This window comes from Nakamurella lactea DSM 19367, from assembly GCF_000426645.1.
GTDB lineage: Bacteria > Actinomycetota > Actinomycetes > Mycobacteriales > Nakamurellaceae > Nakamurella > Nakamurella lactea.
Genome location: NZ_AUFT01000016.1, coordinates 1 through 14,274, shown reverse-complemented (window position 1 = coordinate 14,274; position 14,274 = coordinate 1). Strand labels below are relative to the sequence as shown.

Sequence of the window (14,274 nt, the reverse complement as noted above, 5' to 3'; positions counted from 1 at the left end):
CGCTGATCGCCCGTGTCTTAGGCCAGGTTTGGTCGTGGTAAGAGTTGTTGGACTTCCTCCAGAACCCGAAGCCGGTGCACCACGCGCCCGCCGGTAGGGCACTCACGAGGATGAGCAAGATGGCGGCCGCCAGAGCAGTAGACATCGCCAGAGCCCTGTTTTCATCTAAGTCATCCCACCTGTTGACAGGAAGCGGTTGCGGTTTGCCGATTACTTGATGGTGCGGATCTGTTCCGTGAGCTCTGACAGCGATTGGGCGGGGAAAGTGCCGGAAATCGGGCGGGGTGATCCGTCGACGAACAATGTGGCCGACGTTGTCAACGTCTTGCCGTGAGGAGGAGGGAAGGTGGTACAGCCAGCTCCGGTCGAGACAATAGCGTCCTCCTCGATCAGCGGTAATGCGATGAGCCCAAGGCCAGTTGCGGGTACGTCCTCAGAGGCGAAGAGCGCGCCGAAGAATCGGCCCTTCGGTCCCCAAGCGACAGCGCTAGTTGAACCAGCGACCGTTTGCGCCTCTTCTTGGTACGTACCTCCAGGCACGTATGTCTCGATGGGCTCGTTCACGGCTAGTTGGCGACCGGCGACGCCCCGATCGATGCGAACGATCAGTTGGGTCAGCACCAGGTGCTCGAAGGTGGGGCTCATGATGGTCCGGTCTGTCGTCTCGACAGTGCCGGTCACCCAGGACATCGTCTCGTCATTCCGGACCTCGCTGACCCATTCGCTCATGGGCTGTGGCGAGTGGCACGTGGCGTCGTAGTGCAAGACGTAAGGGCCGGTCGCGGACTGGCCAGTTTTCGGCGGCGGCTGTTGCGGCTCGGGGATTGAGGGAGCGGCCGATGTTGACGCTGTGCTCGGAGAGGCTGAAGTTGAGTTCGTGCTAAAGGCGTCCGAGGGTTGCCCTGCGCTCGGAGGCGCCGGTCTCGCACAGGACACCACGGCCAACACTACGATCGCCCCCACGGTGCACTCTCGGAGCGGTCGAATTGCTCGCATCATATTGTTCTCCCTGTTGGTCCGCCTCAATTACTGATGCCTTGCGCCTAGGACGCACGCTGGGGTGCAACCGGTTGCATTATGTGCGCCTGTGACTGGGCCTGAAATCGGGCTGAAAGGGTCAAATTACGTTGGATTGGCTCTTCGCGTACCGCCAGTCGGTCCTGGGCGATCTTCGCCGATTCCCCGAGTGCGGGTCTGGTTACGGAGTCACCCGCATGACCCTGTCAACTAGGGCTGGCCCCACCGTGACGGCTTGAATTGGCCCCACCGCGACCTTCGGGCGTGGGCACAGTCTGCCGCCCAGACCTGCTGGTGTCCGCGGCTCTGTTGCAAGGCTGTCGGTTAGTCGCTGGCGACACACAGCTGAGTCCTGTGGGGATCAACCCTTTATGCCTCCACTCGGAGCGCCATTGCGGAGCTGGTGACATGGGCCTACTGTCGCTGTTGTGTGAGACCTGACCATCAGGGTCGGGCGCGAGGGGAGTCCTACCGGGGTACACGTGAAGCGGGCGGTGCCACACGAGGCCGGCGCCGACACCCGACCTTCCACTTCAGATCCCCAGAGACCGGCCGCACTTGTGTACTTATCGTCGGGTACGGCAATTTCGCCAGGTACCGATCCCTTCGCAGACTGACTCGTAGACAACGTCCGATGCTGCGAGGCACGGAAGGATCCATTGACGGGTGCGGGAAGTTGCCGCGCCGCAAGTTCCTGTCTACCAGTCCTAAGGGGACCCGTTATGTTCGGTCGTCGCTTGTTGGTACCACTCGGAATCGCTTTGTTTCTGGCCTCATCGGGGTTGTCCACCGCAACCGCCGCGCCAGCCGCGGACAACGCCCGTGCGCGCTTTGTGTCGAGCCTCGATCATGCCCAGTCGGCGAAGTTCGCGCAGCTGTCTCAAGCTCAGCAAAACGAGGCGGTAGCAGTATTCAGTGATCCGCTGGTGCTGACTGGCGCGCTCACCGCAGCGCAGGTGTCGCGCCAGTACCCGGGGGCCGCGGTTACCGATTCGACGGCGGGCAGCCGGGCGGCGCTGCCCGCGCCATCGGCCGGGACGGCAAGCATGCCCTTGGTGGTGACGCCGTCCACGATCTATTCCGTCCATTGGTACTACAGCCACACCGTGACGTTTCTGTGGTTCTCGAACACCGCCCGGCTGGACTACTACTACTACACGAACGCCAGTACCGTGACCAGCGACCAAAGATGCACCTGGACGGACAGCGGTGTCAGCGTCAACGACATCGACAACTTGCAAGTGGACCACTGGGTCAGTAGCGGGTACGGATACTGCTACGCGACGGTCCAGATTTCCGCCTCATTCTGGGTGAGCGCCGGCGTGTCCGGTCACGGGTACGTCTACCAGGACATGAAGGTCAACGGGAGCACCGGAGCCATCTGGACCTACTTCCACGAAGTAGCGCCCTGATCATCGGCAGGGGGCGGGTCGGGGTACAGCGCCCCTGGGACAGGGACACAAGAGGAAGGATCGTGCTCAAATGAGCTCAAAAGTCGAATACGTATGGAACACATCACGATCGTTGACGGATGTGCGAGAATGGGCACGATCCTCACTTGTTCCGGTCCTGGAAAAATGGGGATACCGAGTCGACGCCGATTCCGTCGACTGCATCACCTTGGAACGTCGGCGAAGTTTCTGGCCCATGGTGTTCATCAGCCCGTTGGCCTTTCTGGTTAGTCCCTATCAGAAGGACCATGCCGTTGTCGCGTTTGCCTCGCTCACCCCAGGTGGTACGCGAATGACGGTGACTGGAGACCTTCCCCGAAAAATCGTCGCCGTACTCAACCGGCTTCCGCAGGCGGAGCTGGGACCGGGACTCCACAACCAACCAAGCGACAGCGCGTGTTGAATCATTTTGTTCGTTGGCTGGATCCAGCTGGTCGTAAAGTGTGCAGCACTCTGAGCCGGCGCAGAGCCGGAAATCGGTCAAGGCGCTCGTTGCGGTGCCAGGTTGGTAACCGACCTGGTGCTCACTGTTACTGAGTACGGCTGTGGGCGAGGCGGTAGGAGTGGGTGCCGGTTTCGATGATGGTGCCGTGGTAGGTGAGGCGGTCGACGATGGCTGCACAAAGGCGTGGGTCCGCAAAGGTGTCGGTCCAGCCGGAGAACGACTGATTCGACGCGATCGCGATGCTGTTCTTCTCCTCGCGTTCGGTTAACACCTGGAACAGGAGTTCGGCGCCGCGCCGGTCGAGTTCCATGTAGCCGAGTTCGTCGATCATGAGTAGGTCAACGCGGCCGTAGCGGGCGATGGTCTTGGCCAGTTGCTTATCGTCGGCGGCCTCGACCAGCTCGTTCACCAACTTCGTGGCCAGGGTGTAGCGGACCCGGTAGCCCTGTTCAGCGGCCGCGGTGCCGAGAGCGATGAGTAGGTGGGATTTGCCGGTGCCGGAGTCGCCGATCAGGCACAGCGGGTCACCCTTACGGATCCAATCGCCCTTGGCCAGCTCGTGCACCGTGGCCGGGTTGACGGCCTCGTTGGCGTCGAAGTCGAAATCGCCCAGCCATTTGTCGCGGGGGAACCCGGCGGCCTTGACCCTGCGGATGCTGGAGCGGCGGTCCCGGTCGTCGACCTCGGCCAGCAGCAGTTCGGCCAGAAATCCCTGGTATGTCAGCTGATCCTTGGTTGCCACCGTGAGCGCCTCGCCGACCAGGGCCCGGATAGTGGGCAGCCGCAGCCGCCGGCAGGCCTGATCGACCGCCGCGACGGCGGCCTCCTCGGTCAGCCCACGCCGGCGCCGCAGCGTCGGGGTGATCGAGGTTGCGGGTGCGCTAGGACTCATCAGCTGGTGCTCGCTTTCACGTCGGGTGCGGTGCGTCGTCGTGGGAGAAGTTCGTCGTAGACGGCGACGGACGGGATGGGTCTGGTGTCTGGTGGGAGTCCGGCGATCACCGCGGCCGGGTCGGTCAGCCGACGCTGGGTCAAGCTGACAACCCGCTGCTCACGGGCAACGCTCTGTTCAGCATGGTGACGGTCCGAGCTGGCCCCACCCGCTGCTGTGGTGGTGTTGGCGTGGCGGCGGGCCTCGACTGCGACGACATCGGCGGTGACCGCTCCTACGGACAGAGCGCTGCTGATCCCGGCTGTCACTTGCTCCGCGGTCATCGAGCGGTGCAGCAGCAGCACGTCGACCAGCTCGCGGGTGCCATCGGTGTCGCCGTTGACTTTGCGAGACGCCGCCCAGAACGCTTCGTGCGCGGAGGTGAAGGCGCCGGCGGTGCGGGCTTGGGCCAGCGCGGTCGAGCCTGGCAGCGCGCCGGGTTTGTATCGCAGCACCTCCAGATAGTGATCCAGGACCAGCTGACAGCCCGTCCGGGCAGCGATCCGCGGATGGGCGGCCACCACGGTGCGGCCGTCGAACACCACCACCTCCGAAGCACGTAACGAGACCCGGACGCGGTGGCCGATCAGCCTGGCCGGCACTGAGTAACGGACCATCCGCACCGTGACCAGCGACGAGCGGTCCACCCGCGGGTGCAGCACCAGACCGGGGTCGAACGCCTCGGCCGGTAGCGGCCGCAACAACGGCCGTTCCGCGGCGAAGTCGACGCCGATGTTGTTCTGGTGCCCGGTGATCCGCCGATGGTCGTCGGCGGCTTCCCAGACCTTGATCTGCTCGTTCAGCTCATCGAGCGATTCGACCTCGGGCATGGGTGTGAGGTGATTGCGGCGGAACCAGCCGACAGCGCCTTCCACACCGCCCTTTTCGTGCGCGCCGGCGATGCCGGGCTGGCAGTAGAACGGGTCGAACCCGTAGTGCGAGCGGAACAGCACCCAGCGGGCGTTCTCATCCCGTCGCCGGTCCCGGCCGTGCAACACTGCCGCGACCGCGGCGGTGAGGTTGTCGTACTTGATGTGCTTCGTCGGGACGCCGCCGATGGCCCCGAACGGCTCAATATGGCCCTGCGGAACGCTTCCTGGCCCTGGGTCGGGTAGATCCGGTGGATGGCCTTTCCCGAGTGGGACAGCCAGAGCACGAACATGTGGCACTTGGTCTTCACCCCGCCGAGGACGACGTAGACCTCACCGAAGTCGACCTCGGCTTCTTGGCCGGGCGCGTGGTCCTGGGCGATGAACACGTCCTCGACGCGGCGGCCGGCCTCCAGATCGATCGCAGCGCGACGGACCCGCACATAGTCCCGCACCGTCGAATACGACAGGCCGGTCGCTGCGTGCTCTTCAACCAGCCGGGCCAGGATCCTCGTCGCGGTATGGCGTTGTTTGCGCGGTGCGTCCAAATCCGCACGCAGCATCCCGTCGATCACCGCCTTGAACGGATCCAGCTTCGGCGCCCACCGCACCGGCTCCTTCCGTGTCGGCGGCACAGCCGACGACAGAGCCTGCCGCACGGTCCTCCGGTGCACACCATGGCGAGTCGCCAATGCACGGATCGAGAGTTCCTCGACCCGGGCATCCCGACGAATCGCAGCGAACAGCTCCACCCGAGATCCCATCCCGGCCACCAACAACCATCTTGTGTCAGTCATGACACCAAGGCTCGGGTGGGGCCAGATCAAACCGCCACAACCACCCCGGCGCGTCGCAAGTGGGGCCAGATCAGACCGCCACCCTGCGCCACCCCAACCTGTCACAGTCAGGATGCAGCTTCAGGCCGAACTCAACGCCGACGCAATGGCCCGACGGGCACACCAACAAGCGGGCCGCCCGCACGAGGGCTACCGCTACGTCGCAGCCGGATAACTCGGCCCCGGGCGCCATACGATCGCCCTTCATATCCGACGACATGCCCGCGGCCGCCTGCAGGCACTCGGGCACTCGGACGGTGCGCCGGCGCTGCCAGCCGGGATATGCCGAGCGTCAAGCGGCGTCGCCCTTGATCCGCGGCGACGGCGCCGTCTGCGCAACATGCAGGAGGCCTCGGCTGTGCTGTTCGAGGAACTTCGGTCAGATCGCGAGCCACACGATCCCGGCCGACGCACTCGCGCACTGCTGATCCGCAAGGGGCGACCTCGCGCTGGGGGCCGAACTCGATCAGCCGCGGCGGCGGCCTGAGACACACGGGCCATCGCAGTTGTGGACCGGCCTGTGCGATCACCGACGAACGGGTCTCTTGCGACGCTCCCGGACATCTGGTTCCACGGAGTCACCAGGTGTCTCGTTTGGCAATCGCTTATCGAGACGGCTGAAAGTTGTTTGTAATGAACTGGGTTCTCAGCCGTCTTGGTCGGTGACGGGGTTCGGTCGAACCTCGCAAACCGTTCGAGAGGGGAACTGCAAATGGCTCGATGGTCAAGACTGTTCGCGGGAGCGGCGGTCGCCTGCGCGACCGTGCTCGCGGTGCCGGCTGCCGCGCACGCAGCGGGGAGTGTCAGCGACTCGAGTGAGGGGAAGTACTGCGCGTACTACGCCCCCACGAAGACGATGACGTGTGTGGAGAACGAGGCGGATTTGCCGGCGGCCCGGTCGGCGGCCTTGAAGTCGGCGGGAGTGTTGGCGGAGGACTACATCCTCGGCATCTTCTTCGACAACTCGGACTACAACACCGGCGCCGGGTACGTCCAGTGGTGGGACAGCAGCAACTGCACTGCCAGCACCGGCGACATCGACGATGGCTGGGCCGACACCACCACCTGGAGGAATCGCATCAGCTCCTTCCAAGGCAAGTCCGGTTGCAGGATCAAGGTGTGGTCGAGCACCAGCTATACCGGTTCCACCAACGGTGCCTATGTTTCGGCGCAGGCGAACCTGAACGTGCTGAACGATCACATGTGGTCTGCACGGTTCACCTGATCCGCTGTCGTTGTTGATGGTTTGGCCCTGCTCAACCCCCGACGGTTGAGCAGGGCCGGGCCAGCTGGTCTATGGGTGCGAGGTCTGAACCACTACCGGGGTGCCGCCCTTGTTTGCCCACTGCGACAAGTCCATACCGGCGGCAATCTCCCTGGCCTGCGCGGCTGCGACCGCCGGTGGCGTGGTGATCGACAAGGAGCCGTCCTGGAGGTACCAGGCAAGAGCGCGAGGGCCGTCTCCGGTCGCGCTGCAATCGATCGATACCGCCGTCGCCGGGCGGCCGCCGAGGCTTTGATCGCCTTCACGTTTGATCCACTGGCAGTTCGTCAGGATGGGGTCAGGAACCGGGTCGAACCCGCCGAACGTCGCACCGACGACAGCGATCGTCAGACTCACGCCGTCAGCGCAGTCACTCGTCGGTTCGGCTGCGACGCAGACCCGTACGGCATCTGCCGTGTTGTTGGTGACCTGGGCTTGCCAACCGTCCGGGACGGGGAAGCTCACGCCGGCCACGGCGGCCCGGTTCCCGGCGACCTGGAGCTGGGCCGCGGTGTTCGTCTCGGTGGCCGAGCGTCCGATCCACACGGCAGGGACCGCGATCAGGATGGTGGCTGTGGCAGCCACCGCCGGCAGCAGCCACCGCCGGTTGGGCCGACGCCGGCCGGGTGCGGGCGCGGCGTCGGTCGGCGGGAAGTCAGCCAGCACCTCACTGACTGGCCGGGTCGCCGTCACCTTGGCTGCCGCCGCGGCGAACGCTGCCTTCAGTTCGTCTTCGATGGGGTCGTTCATGACAGCTCCTCCCGGAGAGAGCGCAGCGAGTTCAACGCGTGGTGTGTCGCGACCGCGACAGCGCCCTCGCTGATGTTCAGAGCATCGGCCGTTTCCGCGACCGACAGCTCGGAGTAGTAGCGCAGGACCAGCACCTGCCGCTGACGCGGCGGAAGATGCCGGACCGCTTTGAAGATCAGCTCGTATCCCGCCGCCTGCAGAACCGGCTCGTCGGCACCCTGTTCAGGCGTGGGCCGATCGGGGACGAAGGCCCGGGCCGTCCTGCGTCGACGCAGATTGGATCGGCACCCGTTCGTCACCGCGCGATACAGATACCCGAGCGCCTTCGTGGGGTCGATGGTTGACCACCGGGCGATGACTTCGGCGAACGCATCATGGACGATCTCCTCTGCCAGGCCCCGGTCATCGGTCATCAACGCCGCGGTCCGGATCAGCGTCAGGTGATGACCCACGTACAGCGATTCGGGAGTCAGAGTCATCTCCACTGCCGGCCCATCAGATAGCCGGCCGTGGGCCAGTTGGCGGGCAGCCGCATCGGACGCCTCGTCCGTTGCGACACCACCGGCTCGGCCGCCTCTCACCGTTTTCGCTTCCACACATGTACAAGACGCCCGAGTCGCCTCCAACTAACAAACTCAATCGGCGTCGACCCCTCGATGGCCCCTGACAACCTGGCCATCGACTAGCGAGACGGCTCAGATCGCAGTGTTCAGAACGGTGGTTCGGTGTCATCGACCCAGGTAGCTGCGGCGGTCGGACCGCGGCGAGTCCGCACAAAATCGGCGACCCACTCCGGTCCGGTCTGCTCACCGATCGCGCATTCCCGAACATCTACGTGGTCGCGCGCGGCCCTCTCCATGTTCGTGAGGTCATCGTCGGTCACTGACGCGATCTGCTCCAGGAGCGGCACCACCCGCCTGGTGAAGTTCCAGCTGCCGCTGGTCACGAACGCGTTCACCAGGCCGTGGGACAGCCGGCCGTGGAGTGATGGCGTCTTGATCAGCCAGTCGAGCACGAACGCAGCGACCTGCACGGATGTTGCGTTCTGGCAAGGCTGATCTTGGTACTTGCCGAGAAAACCGTAGGGGTGGATGCCGTAGTTGAGCGGGAGCACTGGCCGCTGTCGCCCCAGCACCCAGCCCACTTCTTGGTCGCACCAGGCGCTTTCGCGGAATCCGTCGTGCAGGAACACGATCATTGCGTCGCAGTCAGCGAGGCCCTGTTCGATGACTTGCGCCCACTCCTTGCTGGGTTCGATGGAGTCGTGTGCGACGAAGCCTTCGACGCCGAAACGGGCGAGTTCTTCGCGGACCTGTCCAACGACGTTCTTGTGCGCGGCCAGGTGCGAGCAGAACAGTCGTAGGTTCTCGCTTGTCCAAGGTCCTCGGCCTGGATGACCGGATCCGACCGCCTCGTCGACCAGGAACCGGTGGAGGGCAGCGAGTGGTTCGTCGCCGGCGTTCTGGATCATCTGGATGACGTAGGCGGCCTTGGTCTCGGGAAGGTCGTAGTCCGAGGTCGGCAGGCCGAACTGGCCCAGCACAAGATCCACTTCGGCCCAATCCTGCTTATCGAGCAGCGTCGCGCACTCTCGGATCAAGGGGATGCGCTCGCTCGGTGACAATGCCATGCCTGATCTTCCCCTACCCGGCGCCGACCGCGACGTTACCTTGGGTCCGGTTCAGGCCGGGTACTCGGCGGGGCCGACCGCGGAAGGCAATGGATTCGTCAGGCCTCGGGGTGCCAGCTCGGCGTGCCCGCCACGTCCGACTGATGGACTTTCCGACGAGCGGCCAGTGCGTCCTTGAGGGTGAGGAGCGATCCGATCACCGTCATGAGTGCCAGCGCGCCGATGACTCCCGCTACGAGTCCGAGTCCGTCCCGAAGGTACGAGATTGCCGCGGTGATCAGTAGCGGAGTCACGAGCAGCAGCCCGAATACGGCGAGAGTGGTACTCCAGCGCGACGGTGCGGTGGTGTTCATAGAGAACTCCCTTCCTGCCGCCAGCGTCGCATCTACCACCGACAAAGCCCTGTCGCCAGCCGCGAAATGCCCGGGATCCTGGCCGGGCACCGGGGGGTTGTGCCCGGCCAGGCGCCGAGACTGCCGGGGGGGGTGGCTGGTCTCGGCGGGTCCGGTGATGCAACGCCCGCGGCCGGCGTCGGCTCTGGGGGTTACGTGACAAGTTCTACCGCGTGGCACCGACATCTGCAGATGTGGGTCGGCGGCGTAGGACACGGGCGACGTCCTCGAGCGGGAGCCAGGCGGTGGTACTCGATCGCGGGTCGCCGGGCGTGGACTCCCAACTGACCATCACAGCGCCTGACGGCGTCCAGCGGAACGCGCGAGCTAGCTTTCTGGCGGCGCGGGGCCGCATGCCACGTCCGAGCAGCGTGCGGCAAAATTTCGAGGTCCAGATCAGGACGCCAACGGTGCGCAAAGACCCTCGCTTACCTCACAAGATCAGCCGGCTGGCCGATGCGTGGGGTCGGTGCCGGCGAGACCCGGCAGGGCCAACTGAGTGGGTCCGAGCTATTGACAGCCGCCGGAGTTCGCAGTACGACATACGCTGGAAGGTCGGCGATACGCCATCTGGCTGCGGCCTGGGGAGGAACTCACACTGCAGCTCGGCCGATTCATCGGCGCTACGTTTGGAGAGCAACATGTCGTTCGCACTGGCCTCTGGACTCATCGCACTGGCTATTGGCACGCTCGGCGCGCCATCTGTCTCCTCCGAGCAACCGTCGCTCGCCCCCGGAGTTCAACGCCACACAGCGGTCAAATGCCCGGCGGGATCCGAAGTTCGGTACCCAGCCCACGATGGACCGCTCACGTCAGGCGAGCTGGCCGAACTGGGTGTCGCCTCAGGCAGCTCGATATATGAAGCTGCGCGGAAGGGCAGCATCCGATGGGTTCGGGAGGCCCATTGCGGCAAACCAATCGCCTCAAGATCCCATGGAGTGCCGCCAAAACGACCTGCAAGACAGGTAACTCCGAATGCTATCGAAGCGACCAGCGATAACTGGGACGGATACGTGATGGCCGTTGGTGGTACGCCAAACGATGCTGAAATGAATTGGACGGAGCCGACTTTGCTGGCATCTGCGGACGGCCTGCCCACAGACGTCAGCATCTGGCCGGGTCTCGGATCAGGCAGTGACGCCAATCACCCGCTCATTCAGGCTGGCACTCATGGACAGATAGGCGACAACAGTCCTGGGGCTACTCAGAAGGACTGGCTATGGACAGAGATCTACCCTCAAGAGGACGAAATCCCAGTGATGGATATCCAGGTCTACGGAGGGTCGCAGGTCTTTGTAGCAGCTACGTATGACCCGGATGAGCACAACGCACACTTTGTACTCTGCGCGGATGGGGTGTGCATCACTCTCACGAGACCAGCAGTCTCGCCGGATTCTCAAGCAGAATGGATCGTCGAGCGGCCTAGCTATACCACCTATAGCCGCCTCGCGCATTTCCCCACTCTGACCCTCGAAAACGACGCGTTTAACTACAGAAAGCCCGATGGCTCTTACCCCGGCACCGGCGTGCTTCAGCTGTCCGATCCCCCATACTTTGGCGGCGATACCCTGTCTAGAATGACAATGATCAGCACAGCTCCTGATCAACACCATCTTGCTGAGGCCAGCGCCGTCAGTGGTGGGGCGTTCGATGCTACCTGGGTGGGCGAGTATTGATCAAGCGTCTATCGGCCATTGTGGCCACGGTGGTGATTCTTGCGGTTGGAGGCTGCGGCTCGGGCCACATTCCAGCTAGCTCCGGCGATTCGAGCCACGTCAAGCTGCCGCTAGGCCCGAGAGCGGACGTTTGTGGGCAGCACCCCTGGGGCCGTGAGGTGCCAGGACTCAGCGACATGAGTGACGGCCAAGCAATCGTAGTTCCTCGAAGGTATGGAACGTTCCTAGTTCTCAGCTCTGCAAGCTGCGAGAACGGGGCTCGCGTGAACGTGCTTCCGTCGAGTGCTGCCGAGCAGTCAACATTGGTCACGGCAAAGGATGGCCGTCCGGTGCTAATCAAGATCGAACCCACTGCCGAGTCGCCGCAGTTTCGAGTCGAGCCTGCTGACGGGATCGCTGCCCGACTGACCGTTACCATAGTTGATCATTGATGTGGAGGTCTCATTTCGGGCAGCGCCACCGGAGAACCGCTGTGCACGTCGGTCGGTCCAGCGAACATCGATTGGCCGAAAACCACAGTAGCTGCTACATCACCGCCGGCCTCGGTCTTGTCGCGGCTCCGGCCGTCAATCGGCGTACCAGAGGCCTTCGCCTGCCGCAACAGCCCATCGATCATCGTAGAGTTCGTCGCCGGTGCCAACAGCTTCGCGCCATCCACACCACCCACCGGCGGCATTGTGCGAGGTACGCGACCGCGAGTGATCGGCGGTTGGGAGAGCCCCGCAGCCGATAGAAGGAGTGGAGGTACGACGTGGACAAGCAGTGTGCTAGCTTCCTCCGGAGCTATCGTCGGCCAGTGCCGTAGCCCACGCGATGGTCTCCGCTGAGGAAACCTCGGTGAAACCGACGGCGGCCGGGTTCATCAATGAAGGTCCGACTCGGCCAGTGAGCGTCCCGGCAGGTTCCCTGCGCGTTCCAACACCGCGCTCGCAAAGCACACCCGCCCAGGCCGTCGTAGTCTGACTGAGCGATCCGCGGTTGCGGGACGACGTCGGGAAGAAGATGTGCGATGGTCGATGTTGCAGGGTGTCGAGCTTCCGAGTGTGGTTGTCGACAGAGGGACGCTGAACTAATTGCATGGGTGGCGACGGGTCTGGTGAACGACGCCATCGGCCGCCGCATGTCGCTGAGCTCGGCGACGATACGACATTACCTGATACGACTGTATGCTCGGTTTGCGGTTTCAAATAAGGCGGAGTTGGTCGCCAGAGCGATAGCCCTCGGGCTCATTTCGGTTCGACCTTGGCCACCGGCACCGACGCTCTGCAATTGTCCAGTCGAGGTAGTCAAGCGTCCCACCTGCGCTCTACGTGTTGTGGAGCCAGCACGCGGATAAGATGAGCGAAACCCTCGTGTCCTTCGCTTGAACGCGGCTGAGCCCGCCCAACGCTGAGACCGGTGTATGGCGGAAGACCACGTGGCCGACGCAGCGTTTCGTCACAGACGGTAGGTGACGAGGCGGCCCCCGCGCGAGATTGTTGATGACGCGGCGCCCACAGCGGCGGAACCGCTGCCTCCCGCAGCGCACTCGGTTGAGATGGACCAAATGGTCAGCTCAGTTCCGACTAGTTGGTCATTGACACGCTGTCTCACGCTGACAGTGTTGAAGGTGTCCGATCCACGGTGGCCTCAAGGGGAAGGAACACCAAAATGACAGCTCGTAGGAGAATGCGACTCTTCGCTGGCGCTGCGGCGCTGGTGGCGACAACGCTGGTTTCACCAGCAGCTGCCGCGTCGTCCGTCGCCGCCGTCGGGGCATCCACGCATGTGACAGCCGTTACTCCCGGCGGTGGGATGCAGCCCGATGGAGACGTCCAAAACTACCCACCCCCTCAACCGCCGTACTTCTACGTCGCGATCTACTACGGAAGCGGCTTCGACCTGGCCCTGGATCAGTGCACAGCAGCAGGTGAACAGGGCATTGATGATGGTCTGTGGCGTGACTGGTGGTGTGACGTAACGAACGTCATCACGTACGCTACTTTGTATGGGACGAACCACTGACGCCACCCGCGATCCGGTCCTTGATGCATGGATGACAGAGTGCCTGGGTCACCCGCCCTCTGGCAAGATCGACCAGATGACCGAGATGCTTGCCATCACCTCTCAAGGCCGCAGAGGCCAAGTACCCAGCGAGGTCTTGCGCCGCTGGCGGCTCCAATTAGTTGTGAACCGGTGGAAAGTACTCCAGTCGGAGCGAGAACTCCTAGAGGCGTGCAAGGCACAACGGCTGACTTGGGAACAGACTGCACAGGTGTTAGGAGTCGCTGACATAACCAGCGCGCATCATCGGGTGGCTGAGATGGAGGATGAGTATACCCGCCACCATCCAGACCGGAGAGCAAGCGAGTGGGCGCCCTGACGGATACAACCGCCGATTGCTGATCAACCGCCGGACGTGAGTCCGCGGAATCATCGGAGTGTCTCGCCTTGACCCTTTTCCAAACAGGCGCGCTAGCAAATCAGGCGCACCGCGATGACGTCTATGACGCAAGTTGGGCGGTGTCGCCGCCAGCCTGAAGTGGCCGTGGTGAGCGTGTTCGAGCACGCTGGTCCTCCGCGTCGTCCCCTAACTTCACCCGATCCCATGCTCGCCGGCCCCGCTCCTGTCGTCACTGCTCGGAGCCCGTCGAGGCTGTCGCCGTAGAACAGCCGGTTCTTCCCTGTGGTCATGCCCCGGCATCATGTCAGCCGGGCTAGCCTCGATCTTTCGCGAGTCGGCCGGGTTGGTCTGATGGCGCCGGGTCTTGATCCTTTTCTCCTTCCGTTTGCGGTTGGTGGTGGCTGGTGGTCCGCGTGTCGCCGCGGTTGGTGCGTCGGGTTCCACTGCCCGAGGGGTGGTGCTGCCAGGTCGGGATAGGTCGGGTTCTGATGGTCAGGTCGGTGCTGGGTTCAGCTGTCTGATGGCAGTGGTGATCAGGCGGACCCAGGGTGTGTGCGCCGACAGCCGCAGGTGTACTCGGCGGGATCGTCTGGCGATGCGGCCGGCGATCGAAAACAGGCGTAGCCGCAG

The 14,274-nt window shown here is 63.8% G+C and carries 12 protein-coding genes and 1 pseudogene; 5 read left to right on the top strand and 8 right to left on the bottom strand.

Features of this window, described 5'->3' with window-relative positions; genetic code table 11:
- Positions 1-210: 210 nt before the first annotated feature.
- Positions 211-729 (bottom strand): hypothetical protein, encoded by a 519-nt coding sequence (locus K340_RS0115400; RefSeq protein WP_029137369.1) that lies wholly within the window; start codon positions 727-729, stop codon positions 211-213.
- Positions 730-1,739: 1,010 nt separating this feature from the next.
- Here K340_RS0115400 and K340_RS0115395 point away from each other — a divergent pair.
- Complete coding sequence (locus K340_RS0115395; protein WP_029137368.1) at positions 1,740-2,429, top strand: hypothetical protein; 690 nt, start codon at positions 1,740-1,742, stop codon at positions 2,427-2,429.
- Positions 2,430-2,998: 569 nt separating this feature from the next.
- On the opposite strand, the gene istB is transcribed toward K340_RS0115395, so the two are convergent.
- On the bottom strand, positions 2,999-3,805 hold the full coding sequence (gene istB / locus K340_RS0115390; protein ID WP_029137367.1) for an IS21-like element helper ATPase IstB: 807 nt from the start codon (positions 3,803-3,805) through the stop codon (positions 2,999-3,001).
- Positions 3,805-5,477, bottom strand: a pseudogene (gene istA / locus K340_RS30450) (IS21 family transposase). Before istA ends, istB begins: the two are co-directional and overlap by 1 nt.
- 784 nt (positions 5,478-6,261) lie before the next feature.
- Between istA and K340_RS0115375 the strand changes: the two are divergent.
- Positions 6,262-6,774 (top strand): hypothetical protein, encoded by a 513-nt coding sequence (locus K340_RS0115375; protein ID WP_154674288.1) that lies wholly within the window; start codon positions 6,262-6,264, stop codon positions 6,772-6,774.
- Positions 6,775-6,843: 69 nt separating this feature from the next.
- Here the strand turns inward: K340_RS0115375 and K340_RS0115370 are convergent, their stop codons facing one another.
- From K340_RS0115370 to K340_RS0115355, 4 genes are all read right to left on the bottom strand, one after another.
- A complete protein-coding gene (locus K340_RS0115370; protein WP_029137364.1) occupies positions 6,844-7,563 on the bottom strand; it encodes a hypothetical protein in 720 nt (239 codons plus the stop codon).
- Positions 7,560-8,159, bottom strand: coding sequence for an RNA polymerase sigma factor (locus K340_RS0115365; RefSeq protein ID WP_029137363.1), 600 nt, complete (start codon positions 8,157-8,159; stop codon positions 7,560-7,562). The genes K340_RS0115370 and K340_RS0115365 overlap by 4 nt, the downstream gene beginning before the upstream one ends.
- 113 nt (positions 8,160-8,272) lie before the next feature.
- Positions 8,273-9,193, bottom strand: coding sequence for a toll/interleukin-1 receptor domain-containing protein (locus tag K340_RS34400; RefSeq protein WP_029137362.1), 921 nt, complete (start codon positions 9,191-9,193; stop codon positions 8,273-8,275).
- A 98-nt stretch (positions 9,194-9,291) separates the two neighbouring features.
- On the bottom strand, positions 9,292-9,546 hold the full coding sequence (locus K340_RS0115355; protein ID WP_029137361.1) for a hypothetical protein: 255 nt from the start codon (positions 9,544-9,546) through the stop codon (positions 9,292-9,294).
- 392 nt (positions 9,547-9,938) lie between these two features.
- On the opposite strand from K340_RS0115355, the gene K340_RS37300 reads away from it, so the two are divergent.
- Entirely contained in the window at positions 9,939-11,261 is a 1,323-nt protein-coding gene (locus tag K340_RS37300) for a G1 family glutamic endopeptidase (protein WP_322786037.1), read from the top strand.
- Between the two features lie 424 nt (positions 11,262-11,685).
- Here K340_RS37300 and K340_RS0115345 read toward each other — a convergent pair whose 3' ends face one another.
- Positions 11,686-11,928, bottom strand: coding sequence for a hypothetical protein (locus K340_RS0115345; protein WP_154674287.1), 243 nt, complete (start codon positions 11,926-11,928; stop codon positions 11,686-11,688).
- 342 nt (positions 11,929-12,270) lie between these two features.
- Here K340_RS0115345 and K340_RS37565 point away from each other — a divergent pair, with 342 nt between their 5' ends.
- Positions 12,271-12,597: a response regulator transcription factor gene (locus tag K340_RS37565; RefSeq protein WP_084614508.1), complete on the top strand. Its 327-nt coding sequence runs from the start codon at positions 12,271-12,273 to the stop codon at positions 12,595-12,597.
- Between the two features lie 332 nt (positions 12,598-12,929).
- Positions 12,930-13,265: a hypothetical protein gene (locus K340_RS35975; protein ID WP_161632112.1), complete on the top strand. Its 336-nt coding sequence runs from the start codon at positions 12,930-12,932 to the stop codon at positions 13,263-13,265.
- The last annotated feature ends 1,009 nt before the right edge of the window (positions 13,266-14,274 follow it).

What these genes read in the sequence shown, in the direction of transcription:
- K340_RS0115370 (WP_029137364.1), bottom strand. Translation starts at nt 7,563, where the DNA reads ATGAACGACCCCATCGAAGACGAACTGAAGGCAGCGTTCGCCGCGGCG.
- K340_RS0115400 (WP_029137369.1), bottom strand. Translation starts at nt 729, where the DNA reads ATGAGCGAATGGGTCAGCGAGGTCCGGAATGACGAGACGATGTCCTGG.
- istB (WP_029137367.1), bottom strand. Translation starts at nt 3,805, where the DNA reads ATGAGTCCTAGCGCACCCGCAACCTCGATCACCCCGACGCTGCGGCGC.
- K340_RS37300 (WP_322786037.1), top strand. Translation starts at nt 9,939, where the DNA reads ATGCCACGTCCGAGCAGCGTGCGGCAAAATTTCGAGGTCCAGATCAGG.
- K340_RS37565 (WP_084614508.1), top strand. Translation starts at nt 12,271, where the DNA reads ATGGTCGATGTTGCAGGGTGTCGAGCTTCCGAGTGTGGTTGTCGACAG.
- K340_RS35975 (WP_161632112.1), top strand. Translation starts at nt 12,930, where the DNA reads ATGCGACTCTTCGCTGGCGCTGCGGCGCTGGTGGCGACAACGCTGGTT.
- K340_RS0115355 (WP_029137361.1), bottom strand. Translation starts at nt 9,546, where the DNA reads ATGAACACCACCGCACCGTCGCGCTGGAGTACCACTCTCGCCGTATTC.
- K340_RS34400 (WP_029137362.1), bottom strand. Translation starts at nt 9,193, where the DNA reads ATGGCATTGTCACCGAGCGAGCGCATCCCCTTGATCCGAGAGTGCGCG.
- K340_RS0115395 (WP_029137368.1), top strand. Translation starts at nt 1,740, where the DNA reads ATGTTCGGTCGTCGCTTGTTGGTACCACTCGGAATCGCTTTGTTTCTG.
- K340_RS0115375 (WP_154674288.1), top strand. Translation starts at nt 6,262, where the DNA reads ATGGCTCGATGGTCAAGACTGTTCGCGGGAGCGGCGGTCGCCTGCGCG.